The organism is Neogemmobacter tilapiae, assembly GCF_014652215.1.
Classification (GTDB): domain Bacteria; phylum Pseudomonadota; class Alphaproteobacteria; order Rhodobacterales; family Rhodobacteraceae; genus Neogemmobacter; species Neogemmobacter tilapiae.
This window is the reverse complement of record NZ_BMYJ01000003.1, coordinates 186,237-208,757: the sequence shown is the minus strand read 5'-3', so window position 1 is coordinate 208,757 and position 22,521 is coordinate 186,237. Positions and strand designations below refer to the sequence as shown.

General features: G+C 61.1%; 23 protein-coding genes. 14 read left to right on the top strand and 9 right to left on the bottom strand.

Annotation, left to right across the window (positions count from 1 at the left end; translation table 11 throughout):
• Positions 1 to 7: 7 nt before the first annotated feature.
• Positions 8 to 481: an Lrp/AsnC family transcriptional regulator gene (locus tag IE095_RS06015; protein WP_189410717.1), complete on the bottom strand. Its 474-nt coding sequence runs from the start codon at positions 479 to 481 to the stop codon at positions 8 to 10.
• A 196-nt stretch (positions 482 to 677) separates the two neighbouring features.
• On the opposite strand from IE095_RS06015, the gene IE095_RS06010 reads away from it, so the two are divergent.
• On the top strand, positions 678 to 1,130 hold the full coding sequence (locus tag IE095_RS06010) for an Rrf2 family transcriptional regulator (protein ID WP_189410716.1): 453 nt from the start codon (positions 678 to 680) through the stop codon (positions 1,128 to 1,130).
• A gap of 16 nt (positions 1,131 to 1,146) precedes the next feature.
• On the opposite strand, the gene IE095_RS06005 is transcribed toward IE095_RS06010, so the two are convergent.
• A complete protein-coding gene (locus IE095_RS06005) occupies positions 1,147 to 1,887 on the bottom strand; it encodes an SDR family oxidoreductase (protein WP_189410715.1) in 741 nt (246 codons plus the stop codon).
• 10 nt (positions 1,888 to 1,897) lie between these two features.
• Here IE095_RS06005 and IE095_RS06000 point away from each other — a divergent pair, with 10 nt between their 5' ends.
• Entirely contained in the window at positions 1,898 to 2,944 is a 1,047-nt protein-coding gene (locus IE095_RS06000; RefSeq protein WP_229804567.1) for an AraC family transcriptional regulator, read from the top strand.
• Here the strand turns inward: IE095_RS06000 and IE095_RS05995 are convergent.
• Entirely contained in the window at positions 2,941 to 3,630 is a 690-nt protein-coding gene (locus IE095_RS05995) for an aspartate/glutamate racemase family protein (protein WP_189410714.1), read from the bottom strand. The genes IE095_RS06000 and IE095_RS05995 overlap by 4 nt on opposite strands.
• A gap of 197 nt (positions 3,631 to 3,827) precedes the next feature.
• Between IE095_RS05995 and IE095_RS05990 the strand changes: the two genes are divergently transcribed.
• From IE095_RS05990 to IE095_RS05940, 11 genes are all read left to right on the top strand, one after another.
• Positions 3,828 to 4,061, top strand: coding sequence for a hypothetical protein (locus IE095_RS05990; protein WP_229804566.1), 234 nt, complete (start codon positions 3,828 to 3,830; stop codon positions 4,059 to 4,061).
• A gap of 101 nt (positions 4,062 to 4,162) precedes the next feature.
• Positions 4,163 to 5,281 (top strand): sulfate ABC transporter substrate-binding protein, encoded by a 1,119-nt coding sequence (locus IE095_RS05985; protein ID WP_229804561.1) that lies wholly within the window; start codon positions 4,163 to 4,165, stop codon positions 5,279 to 5,281.
• Positions 5,282 to 5,289: 8 nt separating this feature from the next.
• The gene (gene cysT, locus IE095_RS05980; protein ID WP_189410713.1) at positions 5,290 to 6,126 is read left to right on the top strand and encodes a sulfate ABC transporter permease subunit CysT; all 837 of its coding nucleotides are present in this window, start codon (positions 5,290 to 5,292) and stop codon (positions 6,124 to 6,126) included.
• A complete protein-coding gene (gene cysW, locus IE095_RS05975) occupies positions 6,119 to 6,982 on the top strand; it encodes a sulfate ABC transporter permease subunit CysW (protein WP_189410712.1) in 864 nt (287 codons plus the stop codon). The genes cysT and cysW overlap by 8 nt, the downstream gene beginning before the upstream one ends.
• A gap of 17 nt (positions 6,983 to 6,999) precedes the next feature.
• Positions 7,000 to 7,719, top strand: coding sequence for a sulfate/molybdate ABC transporter ATP-binding protein (locus tag IE095_RS05970; RefSeq protein ID WP_189410711.1), 720 nt, complete (start codon positions 7,000 to 7,002; stop codon positions 7,717 to 7,719).
• 158 nt (positions 7,720 to 7,877) lie between these two features.
• A complete protein-coding gene (locus IE095_RS05965) occupies positions 7,878 to 8,789 on the top strand; it encodes a TauD/TfdA dioxygenase family protein (RefSeq protein ID WP_189410710.1) in 912 nt (303 codons plus the stop codon).
• A gap of 26 nt (positions 8,790 to 8,815) precedes the next feature.
• The gene (locus tag IE095_RS05960; RefSeq protein ID WP_189410709.1) at positions 8,816 to 10,168 is read left to right on the top strand and encodes an LLM class flavin-dependent oxidoreductase; all 1,353 of its coding nucleotides are present in this window, start codon (positions 8,816 to 8,818) and stop codon (positions 10,166 to 10,168) included.
• A 4-nt stretch (positions 10,169 to 10,172) separates the two neighbouring features.
• Positions 10,173 to 11,000 carry an ABC transporter permease gene (locus IE095_RS05955; protein WP_189410708.1) on the top strand — a complete coding sequence of 276 codons (828 nt, stop codon included), beginning with the start codon at positions 10,173 to 10,175 and terminating at the stop codon, positions 10,998 to 11,000.
• A gap of 29 nt (positions 11,001 to 11,029) precedes the next feature.
• Entirely contained in the window at positions 11,030 to 11,998 is a 969-nt protein-coding gene (locus tag IE095_RS05950; RefSeq protein ID WP_189410707.1) for an ABC transporter substrate-binding protein, read from the top strand.
• 7 nt (positions 11,999 to 12,005) lie between these two features.
• Entirely contained in the window at positions 12,006 to 12,776 is a 771-nt protein-coding gene (locus tag IE095_RS05945) for an ABC transporter ATP-binding protein (protein WP_189410706.1), read from the top strand.
• Between the two features lie 12 nt (positions 12,777 to 12,788).
• Entirely contained in the window at positions 12,789 to 13,349 is a 561-nt protein-coding gene (locus IE095_RS05940; protein ID WP_189410705.1) for an NAD(P)H-dependent oxidoreductase, read from the top strand.
• A gap of 34 nt (positions 13,350 to 13,383) precedes the next feature.
• Here the strand turns inward: IE095_RS05940 and IE095_RS05935 are convergent, their stop codons facing one another.
• Together IE095_RS05935 and IE095_RS05930 are read right to left on the bottom strand one after the other, a co-directional pair.
• Positions 13,384 to 16,485: an efflux RND transporter permease subunit gene (locus IE095_RS05935; RefSeq protein WP_189410704.1), complete on the bottom strand. Its 3,102-nt coding sequence runs from the start codon at positions 16,483 to 16,485 to the stop codon at positions 13,384 to 13,386.
• 6 nt (positions 16,486 to 16,491) lie between these two features.
• Positions 16,492 to 17,688, bottom strand: a complete 1,197-nt coding sequence (locus tag IE095_RS05930) for an efflux RND transporter periplasmic adaptor subunit (protein ID WP_189410703.1) — start codon at positions 17,686 to 17,688, stop codon at positions 16,492 to 16,494.
• 108 nt (positions 17,689 to 17,796) lie between these two features.
• Here IE095_RS05930 and IE095_RS05925 point away from each other — a divergent pair, with 108 nt between their 5' ends.
• Positions 17,797 to 18,417 (top strand): TetR/AcrR family transcriptional regulator, encoded by a 621-nt coding sequence (locus IE095_RS05925; RefSeq protein WP_189410702.1) that lies wholly within the window; start codon positions 17,797 to 17,799, stop codon positions 18,415 to 18,417.
• Here the strand turns inward: IE095_RS05925 and IE095_RS05920 are convergent.
• The 4 genes from IE095_RS05920 to IE095_RS05905 are packed head-to-tail and all read right to left on the bottom strand — an operon-like array spanning position 18,414 to position 22,515.
• Positions 18,414 to 19,253, bottom strand: coding sequence for a DeoR/GlpR family DNA-binding transcription regulator (locus tag IE095_RS05920; RefSeq protein WP_229804559.1), 840 nt, complete (start codon positions 19,251 to 19,253; stop codon positions 18,414 to 18,416). The two genes, IE095_RS05925 and IE095_RS05920, sit on opposite strands and share 4 nt — an antisense overlap.
• 57 nt (positions 19,254 to 19,310) lie before the next feature.
• Positions 19,311 to 20,354 carry an ABC transporter permease gene (locus tag IE095_RS05915; RefSeq protein WP_189410701.1) on the bottom strand — a complete coding sequence of 348 codons (1,044 nt, stop codon included), beginning with the start codon at positions 20,352 to 20,354 and terminating at the stop codon, positions 19,311 to 19,313.
• A complete protein-coding gene (locus tag IE095_RS05910; RefSeq protein WP_189410700.1) occupies positions 20,351 to 21,877 on the bottom strand; it encodes a sugar ABC transporter ATP-binding protein in 1,527 nt (508 codons plus the stop codon). Before IE095_RS05910 ends, IE095_RS05915 begins: the two co-directional genes overlap by 4 nt.
• Positions 21,874 to 22,515, bottom strand: a complete 642-nt coding sequence (locus IE095_RS05905) for a DUF2291 family protein (RefSeq protein ID WP_189410699.1) — start codon at positions 22,513 to 22,515, stop codon at positions 21,874 to 21,876. Before IE095_RS05905 ends, IE095_RS05910 begins: the two co-directional genes overlap by 4 nt.
• Positions 22,516 to 22,521 lie beyond the last annotated feature (6 nt).

The window sequence follows — 22,521 nt, the reverse complement described above, 5'->3', positions numbered from 1 at the left end:
TTTACCTCTAGCGGGTGCGGGTATCGACGGGATAGGCGGTGGTGAACTTCATCCGTTCCATCGCGAAATGGCTGGTGACGTTCTTGATCGCGACAGCATTCGTCAGCTGTTTGTAAAGCGCGTCAAAGGCCGCCATATCCTGCACGGAAACCCGCAGCAGATAGTCCATTTCCCCGGCCATACGGTAGACTTCCATGATCTGGGGCAGGCTGGCGACGGCGCGGCCAAAGATCTCGCGCCATTCTTCGGAATGGTCCGGGGCCTCGATCCCGACAAAGACGGTCAGATCGAAACCCAGGCGGCCCGGATCGGCCAAGGCGACGCGGCCAGTCAAGACACCCGCCGCCTCCAGCTTTTGGATGCGCTTCCAGCAGGGGGTCTGGGAGAGGCCCACTTTGTCAGCAATCTGGGCCACCGGCAGCGTCGCATCGGCCATCAGCGTGGCGACGATCTTGCGATCGATCAGGTCCAGGTCATCCATCTTACGCTCCTTCAACGGTCGAGTTCCCTTAGCATGGAGATAAACAACTAAATGTCTAGCGTCTTTATCGTGTATAAGCGAAGAATCTGCTTTGGTGGTCGGAACCACTAAGATTCCAGTGGATTTGGGGGCACTTTCGCCGGAATTTGGCAATCACGACATTGATTGTCGGGCTTTCAGTGCTTAACCCTGATCCATGATCACGCAGAAAATGAAATATGCGCTGAAGGCCCTGCTTGTGCTGGCCGACGAGGCGCGGCGCGAGGTGCCGGAACCCTTGACGATCGAACAGATTGCCAAGCGTTCGGACACGCCGAAGCGTTTTCTGGAGCATATCCTGCTGGAGGTGCGGAATGCGGGGGTGATCGCGTCGATCCGGGGGCGGTCGGGGGGCTACAGCCTGATCAAGAAACCGGCGGAAGTGTCGATTTCCGAGCTTTTGCGTCTGATCGACGGGCCGATTGCCCCCCTGCCCTGCCTGTCGCGGCGGGCCTATCAGCGTTGCGATGATTGCACGGACGAGGCGACTTGCCGCATCCGCAAGGTCTTTGCCGAAGTGTTCTGGTCTTACCTGTTGATCATCGAATCGCTGACGCTGGAAGATATGCTGCGGTCTTCGGCTGTGGCGGATCAGGTGATCGGGGCCTAAGGGGATAGGCCCCGGGCTAGGCCTGCGCCAAGGCGACTGCGTCAGGACCAGCTGGATAGCGCAACTGCGTGCTGTCATCTGTCGCGGCCTGCCAAACAATCTGGGCGACATCGCTTTCCTTCGTGGTCAAGGGGGGATTGGCAAAGGCCGCAAAGATCGGGGCCGCAAAGGCGGCATAGCTTTCCGGGATCAAGTCACTGACGGGAATGTCCGTATTCTGGGCAAAACGGGTGGTCGGGCCATAGCCCGGTTCGACCAACTTGGCGCGAACACCAAAGGCAGCAAGTTCGTGGGCCAGCGATCCGGTAAAGCCTTCGATCGCCTGCTTGCTGGCTGTGTAGGCAGCCGCTAGCGGCATAGGGGCCAAGGTGACGCTGGAGGTGACATTGACGATCACTCCGGACCGACGTGCCCGCATCTGAGGGATAAAGGCCTGCACCATCGCCATGGTTCCAAAGGTGTTGGCTTCAAAAACCTTGCGGATATGGGCCATCGGTGTCGCCTCAAACGCGCCTACCACGCCGATGCCCGCGTTGTTGACAAGCACGTCGATTGGGCCAGCGGCCTTGACCGCCGCCAGAATGCTTTCCTCACGAGTCACGTCCAAGGCCAAAAGGCGCATCCGATCCGACGATGGCAGAAGGGCGGCGCGGGGCTGGCGCATTGTGGCCACCACGGTCCAGCCCATGGCGTAAAAGTGACGCGCTGTTTCCAAGCCATAGCCGGACGAGCAGCCCGTGATAAGGACGGTGTTCATATTGATCTCCATGTTTGATGTTGACGAGACCGATTTAACCGGCATGATCCGGACGAACATCTATGATCAGTCCACATTACTTTTGCGAAAGTCCGAAATGGCCGATCCGCTTTCCCAAGTGGTGGAACTTCTGCGCCCCAGTGCTGTGTTTTCGAAAGGCATCAGCGGGGCCGGTGCTTGGGCGGTAGAATATGCCGAATTTGGCCTACCCGGCTTTTGCGCCGTGACAAAGGGAAGCTGTCGCTTGGCGGTGCATGGTTCGCCGTCCGTTGTTTTGCACGAAGGGGATTTTGTGCTGCTGCCTGCGACACCGGCCTTTGTGATGTCGAGCATGGAGCCGGCGCGGGCACAACGGATTGACCCCAAGACATCCCCCCTTGCGAACCAAGAAATCCGCTATGGCCGACAAGCGGGCCCGCCGGATGTTCAGCAATTTGGCGGCTGGTTTAACTTTGGCGCACCGGACGCGCGGCTGTTTGTCGGGCTTTTGCCGCGCATGATCCACATCAAGGGCGAAAGACGTCTCAGCCAGTTGGTGCAATTTTTGGGCGACGAGGTCGCGCGAGAGGCCGCCGGGCATCAGCTTATTCTGCAAAGATACATTGAAATCCTGCTGATTGAGGCACTTCGCGCCGCGCCTTCAAGGGATACCCATCCAGGACTATTGCGCGGCTTGGCCGACGCAAGGATCGGAATGGCACTTCGTGCCATGCACAGGGACTTGGAACACAACTGGACGATTCCCGCCTTGGCGCAGGAAACAGGAATGTCGCGGTCAGCCTTCTTTGATCGATTCGTGCGGATGGTGGGGCAACGGCCTATGGAATACCTGCTGGCTTGGCGCATGGCTGTGGCAAAGAATCTGCTGCAAAGTGGCGGTCTCGCGATGGACGAGGTGGCCCGGCGGATCGGCTATGGCTCTGCCAGCACCTTCAGCACGGCCTTCAGTCGCCATGTCGGGGTTCCGCCACGGCGTTTTCTACAGGACTCGGCGCTGGATGGACGGGCCGGAAGGGTGCGACCCACAGACGCGGGTGGCCATTTGGCGGGGGCCTAGGCTAACGCCAAATCAAAGGCCGCGGCGCAATGGATCAGCGCGGTGTCGAACACCGGCACCGGCACATTGCCTTGGTTCAGCAGCATCCCAACCTCGGTGCAGCCCAGAATCAGGCTGTCGGCCCCGTTTTGCACCAGCCTTTCGGCAATTCCGACATAGGCGGCGCGGCTGCCTTCGGTGATGATGCCCCGGCAAAGCTGTTCATAGATGATCTGGTGCGTCGTGGCGCGGTCTGATGCTTCGGGAATGATCGGGTTCAGCCCCGCGGCAGCTAGCCGGTCGGTGTAGAAGCTTTGTTCCATCGTAAAGGCCGTCGCCATCAGGCCGGGGCGGGACAGGCCCGCGCGGGTGAGGCTTTGGGCGGTCGCCTCGGCGATGTGCAGGAAGGGGATCGTGACGCCCTCCATCATTGGAACCGCCAGTTTGTGCATCGTATTGGTCGCCAGAATCAGCAGATCGGCCCCGCAGCGTTCCAGTGCCTTGGCCTCGGCGTTCAGAATGTCGCCTGCCTGATCCCATTGATCGGCGCGTTGCAAGCGTTCAATCCGAGCGAAATCGACAGAACGAATCAAAAGTTCGGGCCCGTGCAGCCCGCCCAGGCGTTCCTGGGCCAGGGTGACGAATTGCTGATAGTAGATCAGGGTCGAGGCAGCGGACATGCCGCCCAGAATGCCGATGGTTTTCATGAATATCCCCAAGCTGCTGGCGCGGATTCTAGCCCGCCACAAGGCGGATGGTCGAGCCTGAAGGGGTGTAGAATATTCTTCTATAATCACGACAAAAATAGCCGTTATTATTCTGTTGCCAAACACGACCAATCCCATCGATATTTAGGGTATCGGAGAAACATGAGGTTTCCCCATCCATGACAGGAGGTCAGACCATGATCGCAGGACATATTCATCCCAAGGCCGCCGCTGGCCGTATGGGGATGCAGGACACCTGTGCGGTGCGCCTGATTGACCGTCGGACGGGCGCGGCGCATCGGATCAATGGCATGCCGCTGGTGATCTTTACGCGCGAGCCGGGCGTCGCTGTCGCCGAACTGCTGGACGGGCGTGACCCGTCTGTCTGGGAGGCACGGATCGAAACGCTGGGTTCCGGGGCAGGACGTTGAACCCGCTGAGCCATCCCCAAACCATTCTGGGCCTTGTGCCCTTTCTTCCCCTTCCCTCGCGGCGCGGCCTTGGCCCCCGCAACCAAGAACCGGAGAATACGATGCTGACCACCATTACCCTTGCCGGCCATGTTTCGGCGCAAGGCACCAAGATTGCCGAACATGCCGATGGCCGCGTGACCATTTCGACGGGCCAGCAAAAGCTGACCGGCTGGCCGGTGTCGCGCTGGCTGAAAGGCGCCTTGTCGGCCTTGGCGCTGGCGGCCTTGGGCCTGGGCGCGGCCCCTGCCCCGGTGCAGGCGGAGACGCTGCTGAACGTCAGCTATGACCCGACCCGCGAACTTTACCGCGAATTCAACGAAGCCTTTGCGGCTTGGTATGCCGCACAAGGGAACGAAGCGCCGACCATCGAAACGAGCCATGGCGGTTCGGGTTCGCAGGCGCGGGCGGTGATCGACGGGCTTTCGGCGCAGGTGGTGACCTTGGCCTTGGCGAGCGACATCGACAAGATCGCGGAAACCGGCAAGCTGCCCGCCGATTGGCAGACGAAACTGCCGCACAATTCCTCGCCCTATACGTCGACCATCGTGTTTCTGGTGCGCGAGGGGAACCCGAAAGGTCTGAAAGACTGGGGTGATCTGGTGGGTGACGGGGTCGAGGTGATCACACCAAACCCGAAAACCAGCGGCGGGGCGCGTTGGAACTATCTGGCAGCTTGGGCTTGGGCGGAAAAGAACGGCCAAGACCCGCAGGAGTTCGTGGGCAAGCTGTTCAAAAACGTGCCGGTGCTGGACAGCGGGGCGCGTGGTTCGACGACGACCTTTGCGCAGCGGGGCATCGGCGATGTGCTGCTGGCTTGGGAGAATGAGGCCTATCTGGCGCTGAAAGAGTTGGGCGAGGATCAGTTCGACATTGTGGTGCCTTCGGTTTCTGTTCTTGCCGAACCGCCGGTGGCTTTGGTCGAAGGCAACATTGCGAACGACGAACAGCGCAAGCTGGCGCAGGCCTATCTTGATTTCCTGTATTCGCCAGAAGGTCAGGCGATTGCCTTCAAGAACTTCTACCGCGCTTGGGATGCCTCGGCGGCCAATCCGGATGATGTGGCGCGTTTCCCGAAACTGGAACTGGTGGACATCGCCCATTTCGGGGGCTGGGCCAAAGTGCAGCCGGAACATTTCGGCGACGGCGGCATCTTTGATCAGATCTACGTTCCGAAGTGAGTTTAAAGATGGGCAGACCCCTTATCCACCGTTCCCCCATGCCCGGCCTTGGGCTGAGTATGGGGGTCACCCTGACGATGCTATCCCTTGTTGTGCTTCTGCCCATCGGCGCCCTTCTTTGGAAGGGCGCCAGCTTTGGCTTGTGCAACATCTGGGACACTGTGAACCGCGAAAGGGTTTGGGCGGCGCTGTTCCTGTCGTTCCGCCTGTCGTTCTTTGCGGCCTTGTTCAATTTGGTTTTTGGGGTGATGCTCGCCTGGGTTCTTGTGCGCTATCGCTTTCCCGGTCGCCGCATTTTGGATGCCGCCGTGGATCTGCCCTTTGCCCTGCCCACGGCTGTCGCGGGCATTGCCCTGACCGCGCTTTATGCGCCGAATGGTGTGTTTGGTTCGCTGGCGAAAGAACTGGGCTGGAAGATCGCCTATAGCCAATGGGGTATCTTCATCGCGCTGGTCTTTGTGGGCCTGCCCTTCGTCACCCGCACCGTACAGCCGGTGATCGAGGAAATTGAGCGTGAGGTCGAGGAGGCATCGGCCACCCTTGGCGCGACGCGGCTGTACACCCTGCGCCGGGTCATCCTGCCGATGCTGGCCCCCGCCGCCATGACCGGGTTCGCCCTGTCGCTGGCCCGCGCTGTGGGTGAATACGGATCGGTGATCTTCATCGCGGGGAACATCCCCCTTGTCACCGAAATCGCCCCCCTGCTGATCGTCATCCAGTTGGAGGAATTCAATTACGACGCCGCCGCCAGCATCGGCATCGCCATGCTGCTGATCAGCTTTGCCCTGCTGCTGGTGATCAATCTGATCCAGGTCTGGAGCCGTCGGAGAATTGGTTATGTCTGATATCGCCCCCATCCGTTTCCGTTCGGCCACCGAGGAAACCCCGCTGGCCCGCTGGGCGCTGATCGGCATCGCCTTTGCGGGCTTGGCGGTGCTGGTCTTTGCGCCGCTGATCGCCGTCTTTGCCGAGGCTTTGGTGCAGGGCGCTTGGGCTGCCGTGAAAAGCCTTGGCAACCGGGATGCGCTGTCGGCCATCAAGCTGACACTGATCATCACGGCCATTGCCGTGCCATTGAACGCGGCCTTTGGTATTGCGGCAGCCTGGTTCATCACCAAGTTCGACTTTCGCGGCAAGGCATTCCTGATCACGCTGATCGATCTGCCGTTTTCCGTGTCGCCCGTCGTCGCGGGCCTGTGCATCGTGTTGATGTTCGGCAGCAATTCGTTGCTGGGCGGTTGGCTGGTGGCGCAGGGCTATCACATCGTCTTTGCCCTTCCGGGCATCGTTCTGGCCACCATGTTCGTGACCTTTCCCTTTGTGGCGCGGGAGTTGATCCCCGTGATGATCGAACAGGGCCGGGCCGAGGAAGAGGCGGCGCTGACCTTGGGCGCTTCGGGCTGGCGGACGTTCTGGACGGTGACGATCCCGAACATCCGCTGGGCGCTGTTGTATGGCGTTCTGCTGTGCAACGCCCGCGCGATGGGTGAATTCGGGGCGGTTGCCGTGGTGTCCGGCAAGATCCGTGGCCAGACCGCGACCATGCCGATCACCATCGAGATGCTGTACAATGAATACCTTTCCGTCGCGGCCTTTTCGATGGCCGCCGTGCTGGCGCTGCTGGCGCTGGTCACTCTGCTGCTGAAAACCCTGCTTGAAATCCGCCATGCCGATCAGCTTTCGGCCCAACGTCGCCATTGATTGGGAAAGGAAAGGCCATGCATATCCAGATCGACGAAATCTCCAAACAATTTGGCACCACGGCGGCGCTGACGCCTGTTTCGCTGTCCATCCCATCCGGCGCGCTGGTCGCTTTGCTGGGCCCATCTGGTTCCGGCAAGACCACCCTTCTACGTATTCTGGGGGGCTTGGAATTTCCCTCGTCCGGGCGGGTTCGGTTTGACGGGCAGGATGCGACCAATCTGACCGTGCAACAAAGACGCGCGGGATTTGTGTTTCAGTCCTACGCCCTGTTCCGCCACATGACGGTGTTTGACAACATCGCCTATGGCCTGACCGCCCGCCCAAGGGCGAGCCGCCCGCAAAAGGCCGAAATTGCCCGACGGGTGACGAAACTGCTGGAGCTGATCCAACTGCCCGACATTGGCGGGCGTTTCCCCAGCCAGCTTTCCGGTGGCCAGCGCCAGCGCGTCGCCTTGGCACGCGCCTTGGCCATCGAACCCCGCATGTTGCTGCTGGACGAACCCTTTGGCGCGCTGGATGCCAAGGTGCGCAAGGAACTGCGCCAAGGCCTGCGCGACATCCATGACGAAACCGGCCTGACGACAATCTTTGTGACGCATGATCAGGACGAGGCGATGGAACTGGCCGATCTGGTTGTCGTCATGTCGATGGGCCGCATCGAGCAAATCGGCAAACCCGCCGACATCCGCGCAAGGCCAGCAACAGCCTTTGTGCGGGAATTCATCGGGGCCTGAGAAATATTCTTCCCCCCGGCCATGGCGCGGGGGGAAGAACCCTTCTGACAAAGCGCGATCTTTGGAATCGCCGGACGAACCCTTCCCCTCTATAAATGACGATAAGAAATGTCGTGATAAAGAACAAAGGCCAAGCCTCTGTTCAGGAAGGGAAAACCATGACCATTCGTGAAACCTTTGGCGATGTAATCACCCCGGAACAGGTGTTCCAAGTCTCGGCTAGGATCGGGGCCGAAGTGCGCGGCATTGCCCTTGGCGGCCAGCTGGATGACGCCACCATCGCCCGCATCCACGACCTGCTTTTGCGCCATAAGGTGCTGTTCTTTCGGGGGCAGGACCATCTGGACGATGCGGGGCAAGAGGGTTTTGCCCGCCGTCTGGGCGCCTTGGACCCCCATCCGACGCAAAAGGTGGTGGCAGGCAGCGCCTCAATCCTGGAACTGGATGCCAGCCGGGGCGGTGGCCGCGCCGATGCCTGGCATACCGATGTGACCTTTGTCGAAGCCTATCCGAAAATCTCGGTTCTGCGCGGTGTCACGATCCCGGCCTTTGGCGGTGACACGATCTGGTCGAACACCGCCGCCGCCTATGAAAACCTGCCGCAATGGCTGCGGCAACTGGCCGAAAATCTTTGGGCCGTCCACAGCAATGCCTATGACTATGCCGCGCAACGCCCGCAAGCCAGCGAGCGTGACAAGACCTATCACGCCGAGGTTTTCGCCTCGAAAGTCTATGAAACCGAACATCCGGTGGTGCGCATTCATCCCGAAACGGGCGAGCGCACGCTGCTGCTGGGCAGCTTTGTCCAGCGGATCAGCGGCCTGTCGCGGACCGAGTCGCAGCAGATCTATGACCTGCTGCAATCCTATGTGACCGCGCCGGAAAACACCGTGCGCTGGCGCTGGCAAAAGAATGACGTCGTGATCTGGGACAACCGCGCGACCCAGCACTACGCCGTCAACGACTATGGCGATGCCCATCGCGTGGTCCGGCGGATCACGCTGGAAGGCGACATTCCCCGCAGCATCGACGGTCGTTCCAGCGTGGCACGCATCAAGCCCGCCGCCTGAACCGCAATTCCCATTGGAGAGACAATATGACCCGCAAAATTCGCCTTGGCGCTTTCCTTCCTGGTGGTGGCCAGCACATCGCCTCGTGGCGGCATCCCGATCAGCCCGCTGATGGGGCCACCAATTTTGAGTTCCACGTCAAACTGGCGCAAGAGGCTGAACGCGGCCTGTTTGACGCCTATTTTCTGGCGGACAACCTGTCGGTCGGCTTTGGTGGCGGCGTCGAAGGTGGCAATGCTCGCATCGCAGGGCTGGAACCCGTGACACTGTTTTCCGCCCTTGCGCCCCTGACGAAAAACCTTGGCTTCATCGCCACGGCGTCCTCGACCTATGAGGAGCCCTATAACCTTGCCCGGAAATTCGCCTCGCTCGACGTGATTTCCGGCGGGCGGGCCGGCTGGAATGTGGTGACGACCGCTACGGAAACGGCAGCGCAGAACTTTAACCTCGATCAGCAGCATCCCCATGCCTTCCGCTATCGCCGGGCGCAGGAACATGTGCAGGTCGTCAAGAAGCTGTGGGACAGTTTTGAGGATGACGCCTTTACCCGCGACAAGAAAAGCGGCGTTTTCTTTGACAAGGACAAGGTGCATTACACCGACCATTCGGGCGAACATTTCAAGGTGCGGGGGCCGCTGAACGTGGCGCGGTCGCCGCAGGGCCATCCGGTGATCGTGCAGGCGGGCCAGTCCGAAGACGGGCGCGGTCTGGCGGCGGCGACGGCAGAGGTGATCTTTACCGCGCATCAAAAGCTGGACACAGCGCAAGAATTCTATCGCGATATTAAGGCCCGCGCACGCGGTCTGGGCCGTGACCCCAGCCATATCCTTGTGATGCCCGGCGTTGCGCCTTTCGTGGGCCGGACCGAAGCGGAGGCGCGGGAAAAATATGATCGCCTCACCAGCCTGATCCTGGAAAAGGACGGCATCGCGCTGGTCGAAGGGCTGACCGGGGGCGAGTTGGACCTGACGGGGGTCGATCTGGACGGCCCCTTGCCGCCCCTGGCCCCGACCGAAGGGATGAAGTCGCGCCAAGCCCTGATCCGGCAGATTGCGACGGAAAACAATTTCACCATTCGCCAGCTTTACCAATGGATCGCCACGGCGCGGGGCCATTTCACCGTGGTCGGAACGCCGGTGCAGATTGTGGATATTCTGGAAGAATGGTTCACGAACGAAGCGGCGGACGGGTTCAACATCTTGCCGCCGTGGCTGCCCACGGGTCTGACGGATTTCGTCGATCTGGTGATCCCGGAACTGCAACGGCGGGGCCTGTTCCGCACGGAATACGAAGGCCGCACCCTGCGTGACAATCTGGGCCTGCCCTTCCCCCAAACCCGCTGGGCCTTGGCTCGTGGCGCAACCCTTGCGGCGGAGTAGAGCCATGACCTTTCAAACCATCGACCCGCCGCTGCGCCTGCCCGCCCTTCCGGTCCTGTCAAGCCGGGCCGGGGCCTTGGCCCGCGCCGGGCTGAAGCGCTTTGGTCTGTTGGGCGGCTTCCTGCTTTTCTGGCAGGTGGCGGCCACGAACGGCTGGATCAACCCGACGATCTTTCCGCCGCTCGACACGATCATCGCCGCGCTGTGGAACAGCCTGACCTCGGGCGCCTATATGGATGACATTGCCATCAGCCTGCAACGTGCCGGGCTGGCCTATGGTGCGGCCATTCTGCTGGGTATTCCGTTGGGTCTGTTCATGGGGCAGATCAAACCCTTGGAACAGGCGCTGGACCCGATCTTGCAGTTCTTCCGCCAGACCTCGGCGCTTGCGCTTTACCCGGTCTTTATCCTGCTGCTGGGACTGGGTGAGGCATCCAAGGTCTTTGTGATCTTCTGGGCAACCCTGTTCCCCATCCTTTTGGCCACCATCGGCGGCGTCAAGGAAGTGGACCGCAAGCTGGTGGAAATGGCGCAGACCTTTGGTGCGGCGCGGTTGACAATCTTTCGCCGCATCATCCTGCCCGCCTCGGTTCCGGCCATCTTTGTCGGCCTGCGCCTGTCGGCGACCACCGCTCTGCTGCTGCTGATCGCTGCCGAGATGATCGGCGCTAACAAGGGCCTCGGCTTTCAGGTGATGAACGCCCAGTACAATTTCCAGATCCCGCAGATGTTCGCCGCCATCATCCTTCTGGCCCTGTTTGGGCTGGCTGCGAATGCCTTGCTCGTCGCCCTGCAACGCCGCCTGTGCCGCTGGTCGGAACTGGCCCGCTAACCCAACCCCATCCTCAAAGGAAACTGATCATGAAACTTTCGCTTTTCGCTTTCGCTGCCACCACAGGCCTGACCCTTTCCCCCGCCTGGGCCGATGTGAACATCCGCTATCTGGCCAGCCAAGGTGGCTTGTCCGCCCATGAACTGGCCGCCGAACTCGGCTATTTCGAGGGCACTGGCATCACCTTGGAAAACGTGGGCTATGCCCAAGGCGGGCCTGCGTCACTGGTGGCCTTGGCGGGCGGCAGCGTCGAATTGGGCTCGGCGGCCACGGCGGCGGTGATCAATTCGATTGCGGCGGGCAATGACTTTGTCGCGGCCTATCCCTCGAACGGTATCAATGAAGAGGCGCAGTCGATTTTCTACACGCTGGAAGGCAGCCCGATCAAGGAAATCAAGGATATCGTCGGCAAGACCATCGCGGTGAACACGCTTGGCGCGCATCTGGACTATACCGTGCGCGAGGCGCTGCATCAGGCCGGCCTGCCGGAAAATGCGGCCAATCTGATCGTCGTGCCGGGGCCGCAGCTGGAACAGGTTTTGCGGTCGGGTCAGGTGGACATTTCCGCCTTTGGCTATTGGCAAACCACCTTTGAAGGGGCTGCGCGCAAGACGGGCGGTTTGCAGGCGGTGTTTGATGACACGGATGTCTTGGGCGAAATCGCCGGGGGCTTTGTCGTGCTGCGCCGCGACTGGATCGAGGCACATCCGGCGGAGGCGAAGGCCTTTGTCGAAGGTTCGGCCAAGGCGCTGGATTATGCCCGCGAGCATCCCGAAGAAACCCGCGCGATCTTTGCACGCGCCTTGGCCGAACGCGACGAGAACCCCGATGTCGCGCAGTATTTCGCAGGCTTTGGCGTGCGGGAAGGTGGCTTGGCTGTGGAACGCGACATCCAATTCTGGATCGACGTTCTGGAACGCCAAGGGTCCATCCCGGCGGGCAAGCTGGTGGCGAAAGACATCCTGTTCACCACGGGCGATGCCCCGGCAACGAATTGAGGATGCAATGACAACCCTGGAAAAAGCCAAGAAAGGAGAGGTCGCCGTGCGCGGCCTTTCCAAATCCTTCGCGCTGAAGGGCCAGCCTTTGGCGGTGCTGCGCGATCTGAACCTGAACATCCGTGCGGGGGAAAGTCTGGCCATCGTTGGGCCATCGGGTTGCGGCAAGACCACCTTGTTGCGGGTTCTGGCGGGGCTGGAGGCACCAGACAGCGGCGAGGTGCTGATTGACGGGGCAAAGGTCGGCGGCGTGGGGCGTGAACGCGCCATCATCTTTCAGGAACCGCGCCTGCTGCCTTGGCTGAACGTGCTGCGCAATGTGGGCTTTGGGCTGGAAATGCGCGGCCTGCCGCGTGATCGGGCCGAGGCCCATGCGCGGCGCTATATACGGCTGGTCGGCCTAGCGGAGTTTGAGGAAGCCTATCCAAGACAATTGTCCGGCGGCATGGCGCAAAGGGTGGGCATCGCGCGGGCGCTGACGGTGCAGCCGGAAATCCTGTTGCTGGACGAACCTTTGGGCGCGTTGGATGCGATGACCAAGCTGACCATGCAGGAAGAACTGGCCCGCATCTGGCGCGAGGAACAGGTGACCTTGATCCTTGTGACCCATGACCTGGAGGAGGCAATCTTTCTGGCCGACCGGGTTCTGGTTCTGCCCAAGGAAAAAGGTGCCGTGCCCCGGCTGATCAATGTCGAACTGCCCCGACCGCGTGACCGCAACGATACGGTTTTCGTCGCCATGCGGCGGCAGTTGATGGCCGAATTCGGTTTGCATTGAAAGGATTGCCCTATGACCCGTCTTTCGATTGTCGGCCTGTCCGGCAACATCACCTCCCCCTCAAAAACCCGTGCGCTGGTGGGCAGTGCCTTGGCCTTGGCGGCGGATCAGTTGGAGGCAGAGACGACCCTGCTGGAACTGGCCGATTTCGGGGTTGATCTGGGCCGGGCGCGCAAAATCGGGCAGCTTTCGCCCGAGGCGCAGGCGAACCTGCAAAAACTGCTGGACGCCGATGCGCTGATCGTGGCGACGCCGATCTACAAGGGCAGCTATCCGGGCCTGTTCAAGCATCTGATCGATCTGATCGACCCGGCGGCGCTGCTGCGCAAGCCGGTGCTGATTGGGGCGACAGGGGGCGGCGACAGGCATGCCTTGGCGGTGGAACATCAGTTGCGCCCGCTGTTCGGGTTTTTCGAGGCGCGGGTTCTGTCGACCGCTGTGCATGTGTCGGACAAGGATTTCACCGAGGGGGTGCTGACCGGCGAGGCGGCCTTGGTGCGATTGGCCCGTGCGGTGGCGGAAATGGATGATCTGTTCCCAGCCTCCCGCAAACTGGTGCAGGCCGCCGAATGAAGAAAGGCCGCAGGGAAACCTGCGGCCTTTCGCCTTAGACCTTTTTGCGCTGGACCAGTGCCACGCCCTTCAGCACCGCGACATAGAAGACCGGCACCAGAAAGATCCCGATCACAGCCGATGCCGCCATACCACCCAACACGCCAATGCCGATGGAATGCTGCGCCGCCGCCCCTGCGCCGGAGGCGAGCGCCAAGGGCAGAACCCCCAGCATGAAGGCAAAGGTCGTCATCAGGATGGGCCGCAGCCGCAGTTTCGACGCCTCGACCGCCGCTTCCAGCAGGCTACGCCCCTGCCCCAGCAGCGACTGCGCGAATTCGACGATCAGGATGGCATTCCGCGCTGCAAGGCCGATGGTCGTCAGCAAGCCCACCTTGAAATAGACGTCGTTCGACTGGCCAAACCACCAAGTCGCAACCAAGGCCCCCAGAATGCCGATGGGCACGGTCATCAACACGGCCAAGGGCACTGTCCAGCTTTCATAAAGTGCGGCCAGCGCCAGAAAAACGACCAAGGCCGAAAGCGCGAACAGCATTGGTGCCTGATTGCCCGACATGCGTTCCTGATAGGACAGCCCCGTCCAAGCCGTGCCATAGCCGCCCGGCATTTCGGCGACCATTTCTTCCATCGCGCTCATCGCCGCACCGGACGACAGACCTGCTGCGGCCGCGCCGCTGATCTCCATCGCGCGGGTGCCGCCGTAACGGGCCAAGGCCTGCGGTTCCTGATCCCAGACCTGCGTTGAAAACGCGCGGAAGGACACCATTTCCCCCGTCTTGTTCCGGGCATGCCATAGGCCGATATCCTCGGGCTGCGCCCGTGCCGCCCCTTCGCCCTGAATGATCACCGGACGCAATTCGCTGCCCAAGGCAAAGTCATTCACCTCGCGCCCCGAAAAGATCACCGCCAGCATCGCATTCACTTCGGAAATCGACAGGCCAAAGGCGGCCGCTTTCTGCTGGTCAATGTCCAAGCGCAGGGTCGTCTGGCTGGGCTGTTCATTGCCCCGCAGGTTTGTCACCCGCCCGTCCGCCGTGCCCTTGGCCACCAGATCGCCTGCCGCCGCCGAAAGCTGTTCCTGCCCGTTCCCGGCCTGATCGACCAGATACATGCTGAACCCCGACGACGACCCCATGCCTTGGATCGGCGGGGGTTGCAGGAAATAGACCTGCCCCGCGCGGCCTGTCATATAGAAATAGCCATTCGCCCGGTTCACCATATCGGCCGCAGTGAAACCTTCGCGGTCTTCATATTCCTTCAGCTTGATGAACAGCATGGCGTTGTTTTGCCCTGATCCGCCAAAGCTGAACCCCAGCACGGCAAAGACCGAATCCACTGTGTCGGTCTCGGCGGTCATCAGATAGTTTTCCACCTGTTCGACCAAGGCCATCGTCTGCGCCGAGGTCGATCCCTTGGGCGTCTGTGCCATGACCATCAGCACGCCCTGATCTTCTTGCGGCAGGAACGATCCCGGCAGCTTTTCATACATCCAAAGCGCCCCACCGCTGAGCGCCGCCAGCACCAACAGCATCCGCAGCGGACGCCGCACCAAAGCCCCCACTGAACGGCCATAGCCGCGTGTTGCCCTGTCCAGATTGCGGTTGAACCAGCGGGCGGGCGCGATGCCGTCGCCATGTTTGCGCGGGCGCAACAGGCTGGCGCACATCGCCGGGGTCAGAATCAAGGCCACACCCAGCGACAGCACCATCGCCGAAATGATCGTCACGGAAAACTGGCGATAGATGACCCCGGTTGACCCCGACATAAAGGCCATGGGCAGGAACACCGCCGACAGGACCAACACGATGCCGACCAGCGCGGACGAGATTTCGTCCATGCTTTTCTCGGTCGCCTCGACCGGGCCAAGGCCTTCTTCCTCCATCACCCGTTCGACGTTTTCCACCACCACGATGGCATCATCCACCAAAAGGCCGATGGCCAGGACCATGGCGAACATGGTCAGCGTATTGATGGTGAAACCGGCCACCGTCAGGATGCCAAAGGTGCCCAGCAAGACGACGGGGATCGCGATCACCGGGATCAGCGTCGCCCGCCAGCTTTGCAGGAAGACAAGGATCACAAGGAAAACCAGAACCACCGCCTCGGCAAGGGTCTTATAGACCTGATGGATCGATTTTTCGATAAAGGGCGAGGTGTCATAGGGATAGACCACATCCACCCCATCCGGCAGCGATGTCGCCATACCGTCAATCACCGCACGGACCGCCGCCGCCGTATCGACGGCATTGGCCCCGCTGGCCAAGTTGACCGCAAAGCCCGAGGCCGGATGCCCGTTGTAACGCGAGGCAAAGCCATAGCTTTCCTGCCCGATCTCAATCCGCGCGACATCGCCAAGGAAAACGGTAGAGCCGTCTTCGTCCACCCGCAAAAGGATGCGCTGGAATTCATCCACCGTCGAAAACTGCGACTGGGCGGAAACCGAAAGCGTCAGCCGCTGGCCTTCGGGCGAAGGCTGGCTGCCCAGATCGCCGACCGTGACATTGGTGTTTTGTTCCGACACCGCCGCAATGACATCGGCGGGGGTCACTTGATATTGGACCATCTTCATCGGGTCCAGCCAGACGCGCATGGCATAGCCGGAACTGAAGACGTTGATCGACCCGACGCCCGGCGTGCGTTTCACCGGGTCTTCCAGCACCTGCGCGGTGATGTCGCCCAAGGCCAGCGAGTCATAGCGCCCATCGGTCGAGGTCAGCGCGCCTACCAGCAGGATGGAGGAGGTGGACCTTGCGACATTAACGCCGCTTTGTTGCACGACCGAAGGCAGTTGCGAGGTGACGAGTTGCAGCTTGTTCTGCACCTGCACCTGCGCGATGTCGGGATCGACGCTGTCATCAAAGGTCAGTTGGATCGAGGCCGAGCCGGGGGTGGAGTTGGAGGTCATATAGATCAACCCCTCGATCCCCGTCATCGAATCCTCAATGACCTTGGTGACCGATGCTTCGACGATTTCCGCCGACGCACCCGTATAATTCGCGCGAATGCTGACATTGGTCGGCGCGATCTGCGGGTATTGTTCAATGGGCAGTGTCCACAGGCCAAAGGCCCCTGCCAGCATGGTGATCAGGGCGATAACCCAGGCAAAGACCGGGCGATGGATGAAAAACTTGGCCATCTGGGTTTACTCCGAAGCCGCCGGGGCTTCTTCGGTGGCGGTCTCCTCGGGGGCCGTTTCCGCCCCTTCTGGCGCGGCCACATTCCGCACCACGCCTTGCGCGTCATATTCCACGGGCACCGTCGTCACGGCCGCGCCATCCATCAACCCCATCAGCCCATCGGCCACCAGCAGGTCGCCCGCCGTCAGCCCCTCAACCACAATCCAGTTGTTCTGATAGGTGCCGTCATCCACCAATTCCTTGCGCACGGCCTTGCCGTCTTGCACGACAAAGACCGACAGCTTGCCCGTCCGATCGCGCGTTGCCGCCGATTGCGACACAAGAAAAGCCTCGGTCCGGCCCATTTCCACCTGACCGCGCACGAACATGCCCGGCAACAGCCGCCGTTCGGCATTTTCAAAGCGGAAGCGATGGTCCACCGCCCCGGTCGTCGTGGAAACCGTATGGCCGGGAGCCAAGAGTTCGCCCTTGGCCGAATAGGTCTGCCCGGTTTCCAGCGTCAGCGTCGCGGTGATCGTGTCGTTCATCTTCAGCCTGTCGCTGTTGATGTCGTCGAACAGGCCCAGCAACCGGGCCGAGGGTTCGTACATATCGACGTCAATCGGATCGAGCCGCGTGACGACGGCCAAGGCATCGCCTTGGCTGGCCGTCACCAAATCGCCCACCGACACCTGCGCCACGCCAGCCAGCCCGGCAATCGGACTGGTGATCGTGGTCCAGCCCAGTTCTGCCTGCGCCAGTTCCAGTGCCGCCTGCGCCGCCTTCAGCCGCGCATCGGCCTGTTGCTTGGTCAAAAGCGCATTTTCCACATCCACTGCCGTCGCCGCCGAACCCGACAGGCGTTGCACCCGTTCATAGGCCGAATTGGCCTGCGTCACCGCCGCCGTGGCCGAAACAACCTCGGCCTCGGCGGAAACGACTGACGCCTCGTAGGTGGTGGCATCAATGCGGAACATCGGATCGCCAGCGGTCAGTGGCGTGCCCGCCTTGTAAAGGATCTCCTTCACAAGACCTGAAACCCTAGGCCGGATCGCCGCCTCTTCGCCCGCAATCGCCCGGCCCGGCAGCGTCACGATGCGCGGCACCTCTTGCAACTGCATTTCCACGACGCCCACCTGTTTCGGCGGCATTTCCTGCTGGGCAAAAAGCGGGCTGGCCGAAAGCGCCAGAGCAAGGCTGGCTGTGACAAAGGAACGGTTCATCGTGACCTCAAACAATTGGGGGCGGGCGGTTCAGGGCAAGTGACTTGCGCGACAGGCCAAATCCGGCTAATTTGCACAGTATGCAATTTTTGCACAAGGCGCAATCCCATGGAAGCCCTGCTTGATACCGCCTCATCGCTTCGTGATCGCCGCCGTCTACGAACGGCGCGCGAGATCCAGCATATCACGTTGCGCCTGATCCGTCAGAATGGTTTCGAGGCCGTGACAACGGAAATGATCGCCCAAGCGGCGGATATTTCGGTGCGGACCTTTTTCAACTATTACCCGAACAAAGAGGCGGCCGCTGTCGGACCACCACCGCAATTCGACGTGGGTCTGGTGGCGCGGTTTCAGGCGGGGCGGGGTGCGGTTGTCGCCGATTTCGCCGAACTGGTGCGCGGCACGCAAGAGGCGGACGCGCCCGAGAAAGACAAGATCCACGCCATCCATGATTTTCTGGAAACCTATCCCAGCATGATTCCGGCCTTTCATCGATCCTTGGCCCATCTGACAGCGCAGATGGCCGCGGCTTTGGTGGGTCGGCTGGGCGCTGATCGCACAGAAATCGCTTACTTGCTCGCCGATGTGCTGATTTTGTCCATGTCGCGGTCGATCAAGGTCTGGGTGCAGGATGATGCGATGGGTTTTGGCGAAATGGTCGATCTGATGGTGGAGCAGCTGCGGGGGCTGGGCGGGATTCTGGCCGCTGATGGCGTGCAGACAGCCTAACCCGCGATCAGCAGTTCAATGCCGCGCTTGCGAAATGCGTCAGCGTCGGTTGCGCCAATGCCCGCATCGGTGATGAAGGAATGGATCACATCCAGCGACCCCAGACGGGTAAAGCTGGATTTGTTGATCTTGGTCGAATCGGCGACCAGATAGACATGGCTGGCGGCTTTGATCATCGCCTCTTTCAATTGCAGATCGGCAAAGCTGGGATAGGTCAGACCCGCATCCAAGGCGACGCCAGCCGTCGCCAGAAACAGCTTGGCGGCAAAGATGTTGCGGAAATATTCGACGGAACTGTCGCCTGACAGCGAAAGCGTGGGCGCTTTGAACTGGCCGCCGGGCATATGGACGGCATTCCCCGGAACCGCGCCAAGGATGACGGCGATGTTCAGGGCGTTGGTGATCACCGTCAGATTCCGCCGCCCAGTCAGACGCAGGGCGATTTCGGTAGTGGTGGTGCCTGCATCCAGAATGATCGTTTCGCCATCCTTGACCAGCCCCGCCGCCAAAGCGCCGATGCGACGCTTTTGTTCCATATTGTCCTGATGGTGCAGGGTCATGGTGCCGACCTGGGCAGGCAGCGAATTCAGAAAGGCCCCGCCATGTTCGCGGGTGATCTGGCCGTCTTGTTCCAGACGTTCCAGATCCTGGCGGATCGTCGCCTCGGACACCTGAAAGGCCAGCGCCAGTTCGCGGACACGGGCGGAACCTTCCTCTTGGATCCAATCAAGGATGCGCCGACGACGCGGCTCGGACAAAAGCCCCGCAACGGGTTCGGCGCGCAGATTTCCGGGCTTTTCGTTCACCTTGACCCCGATGTTTTCGCTAACAATCACTTTCCCTGTGACTGTTAGCCATAGAAGGAACCGTCCTTACTTGCAACGAAACTGAATTCAGCGTGCCGCCGCCGCCTCTTGCGCCAAGGCCACGCGGGCCTGAAGGCGGCTTTGGGCTTGGTCGATGACCACGGCGACGATGATGACGATGCCTTTGATGACGGTTTGCCAGAAACTGGAAACGCCCATCATGATCAACCCATCCGACAGGATGCCGATGACAAAGGCCCCGACGATGGTGCCCGTGATCCGCCCCCGCCCGCCGGACATTGAGGTTCCGCCCAGCACAGCGGCGGCGATGGCGTTCAACTCGAACGTCTCGCCCGTCGCGGGGTGGCTCGCCTGCAATTGGCTGGCGATGATCAACCCGACCAAGGCGGCACAAAAGCCGGAAAACATATAGACGAACAGCTTGATCCGGTTGACCTTGACGCCAGACAGGGCCGCGCCCCGTTCGTTGCCGCCAACAGCATAGATATGGCGGCCCAAAGGCGTGCGGCGGGAAATGTAATGCGCGCCCACCGCCACCGCGATCAGCAGCCAGACCATGAAGGGCAGGCCCAGAATGGTGCCGGTGCCGATAAAGGGGAAACTGGCCGTCCCCATCTCCTCAGTCCCGTTCAGGTTCGGAAAGGTCCGCCCGCCAGAGGACAGCAGGGCCGCACCACGGGCGATGTAAAGCGTGCCCAAGGTGGCGATGAAGGGGGCGACGTTCAGTCTTGTGATTAGAATGCCGTTGATCAGCCCAACGCCGACGCCCACCAGCATCACAAGGCCCACGATTTCATAGGTGTTGAACCAGATCGTATAGCCCATCCCGGTATCGACACCGTTCAACACCAGCCAACCCGCGACCATCGCGCAAAGCCCGACGATGGAGCCGACGGAAAGGTCAATGCCCCCGGTGATGATGACAAAGGTCATGCCGATGGCCAGAAAGGCGTTCAGGGCCACATGTTTCGACACGATCACCGCATTGGCGGTGGTCAGGAAATTCGGGGCCATGACTGAAAAGAAGGCCAGCACAAGGAACAAGGCGACAAAGGTGCGCAGGCGCAGCAGGAGCAGCAGGGCATTGGTGGCGGGCGAGGTGGCAGTCATGCGGCTTGGCTCCGTTGGGTGCTGGGGCTGGCGGCCCCGATGATGGCGGCGGCATCGGCATCGCCGGGGAATTCCCCCGTGATGCGGCCATTCGCCATGACAAGAATGCGGTCGGACAGGGCGCGAACCTCGTCCAGATCGGATGTGACGAACAGGATGCCCAGACCATCGGCGGCGAGTTTGCGCATGGTGCGGAAAACCTCGGCCTTGGCCCCGATGTCGATGCCCCGGCTGGGTTCATCCATCAAAAGGATCTTCGGCCCGGTCATCAGCGCCTTGCCGATGACCACCTTTTGCTGATTGCCGCCTGACAGCGATGACACCGGGTTTTCCGGGCTGGCGATCTTGATCGTCAGGCGTTTCACGAAATCCAGCGCGGTGGCGGCTTCGCCCCGCAGGTTCAGGTGGAACAGCCGCGTGAAACGGCCCAAGGCGGAAAGCGTGATATTCTCGCGGATCGACATGATCTGCACCAGACCGTCGCGCTTTCGATCCTCGGGGATCAGGGCGATGCCGCGCCCGATGCGAGAGGCGACGTCGGGTTCAGTGAGGGGTTTGCCATCGACAAAGAACTGACCCCGCGAATGGGGATGCTGGGCCATGATGCATTCCAGAAATTCCGTCCGTCCCGCCCCCATCAGCCCGTAAAGCCCGACGATTTCGCCCTTGCGCACGGACAAAGACACATGATCGACCGTGTTCCCTCCGCCCGCACGGGGTAGGGTCACGCTTTCGGCGCGAAACACCTCGTCCCCGAAATTCGGCGGTTCTGTGCGGGGGAATTCCTTGGAACCCTCACCGATCATCGCGCGCACGATCCAGGGAATATCCACCCCTTCCATGCTGCGCGCGCCGGTGATCACACCATCGCGCAGCACGGTGATATAGTCGCCGATATGGATCAGTTCGTCCAAGCGATGGCTGATATAGACAATCCCCACCCCCTGCGCCGTCAGGTCGCGGATAACGCGGAACAGCACCTGAACCTCGGCCGCCGAAAGCGCGCTGGTCGGTTCATCCAGGATCAGAATGCGTGCGTCCTGCGCCAAGGCCTTGGCAATTTCCACGATCTGCTGCTGGCCGACCCGCAAATGACCAAGCGGCGTGTCGGGATCAATGTCCTGCTCCAGGCGCGCCATCAGCGCAGCGGCGGCTTTGTATTGATGGGCCGTGTCGATATCGACGCCGCCCCGCACAGGCTCGCGCCCGATAAATATGTTTTCGGCCACCGACAGGTTCGGGAACAGGTTCAGTTCCTGAAAAACAATGCCGATGCCATGCGCCACGGCGTCCGATTTGTTGCGGAAATGGACGGGCTGACTGCCCATTTCAACGCGGCCTTCGGTCAGGCTTTCGACCCCGGCAATCACCTTCATCAAAGTCGATTTGCCCGCCCCGTTTTCCCCGACCAGCACATTCACAGCCCCCATGCGCAGGTCGAAATCGACGCCTTTCAGCGCGCGGGTTCCGGGATAGACCTTGACCCCGCCCCGGATGGTCAGACCGATGGGATGGTCACTCATGGCGTAACCTCGATCGCCGTCACCAGCAGTGGATCGCTTGCTTTGGTCAGCGTCACCGCCCCGGTAAAGTTCAGCGTCTGGCCAATCAGGTCGCTCTCGGGCAATTTCAAACCTGCCGAAACCCGATCATTGATCACGCGCCCCAGTTTCGCAAATTCGATCTGGTCGCGGAAATCACCGAAATTGAACAGCGCCACTGCGTCGCGCAAGGAACTGCCCTTGATCACCGGGCCGAGTTGAAGTGTCACATCGGCCTTGCCGTCGCCATCCGTATCCAATTCCGCCTTGCGCGCCCGGCTTTCAAGATTTGCCGCAATCACCTTGCCCGCGCCCTTGACGGCAAAATTCCAAGCTGCCCCTTCGCCTGCGCCCCGGTTGCCATAGGTGGCCCCGGCCGCATCCAGTCCCCCCGCCAGTGCGCTGCGCAGATCAGCCAGCGCCACCGCTTTTTCCCGGATCAACGGCAGCAATGTCGCGTCCAATGTTTCATCCAGCAGCGCGGCAATGCGCGCATCATCCCCTGCCTCGCCCGCAACGATGGCACCGCCTTCGCCCGGAAACGGGGTTTTTACGATTTTGCAGGCGGGCAGGCCCATAGCGGCCAGCAAGGCCAGCGCAACAAGCGGCAGACGGGTCATGTTCAT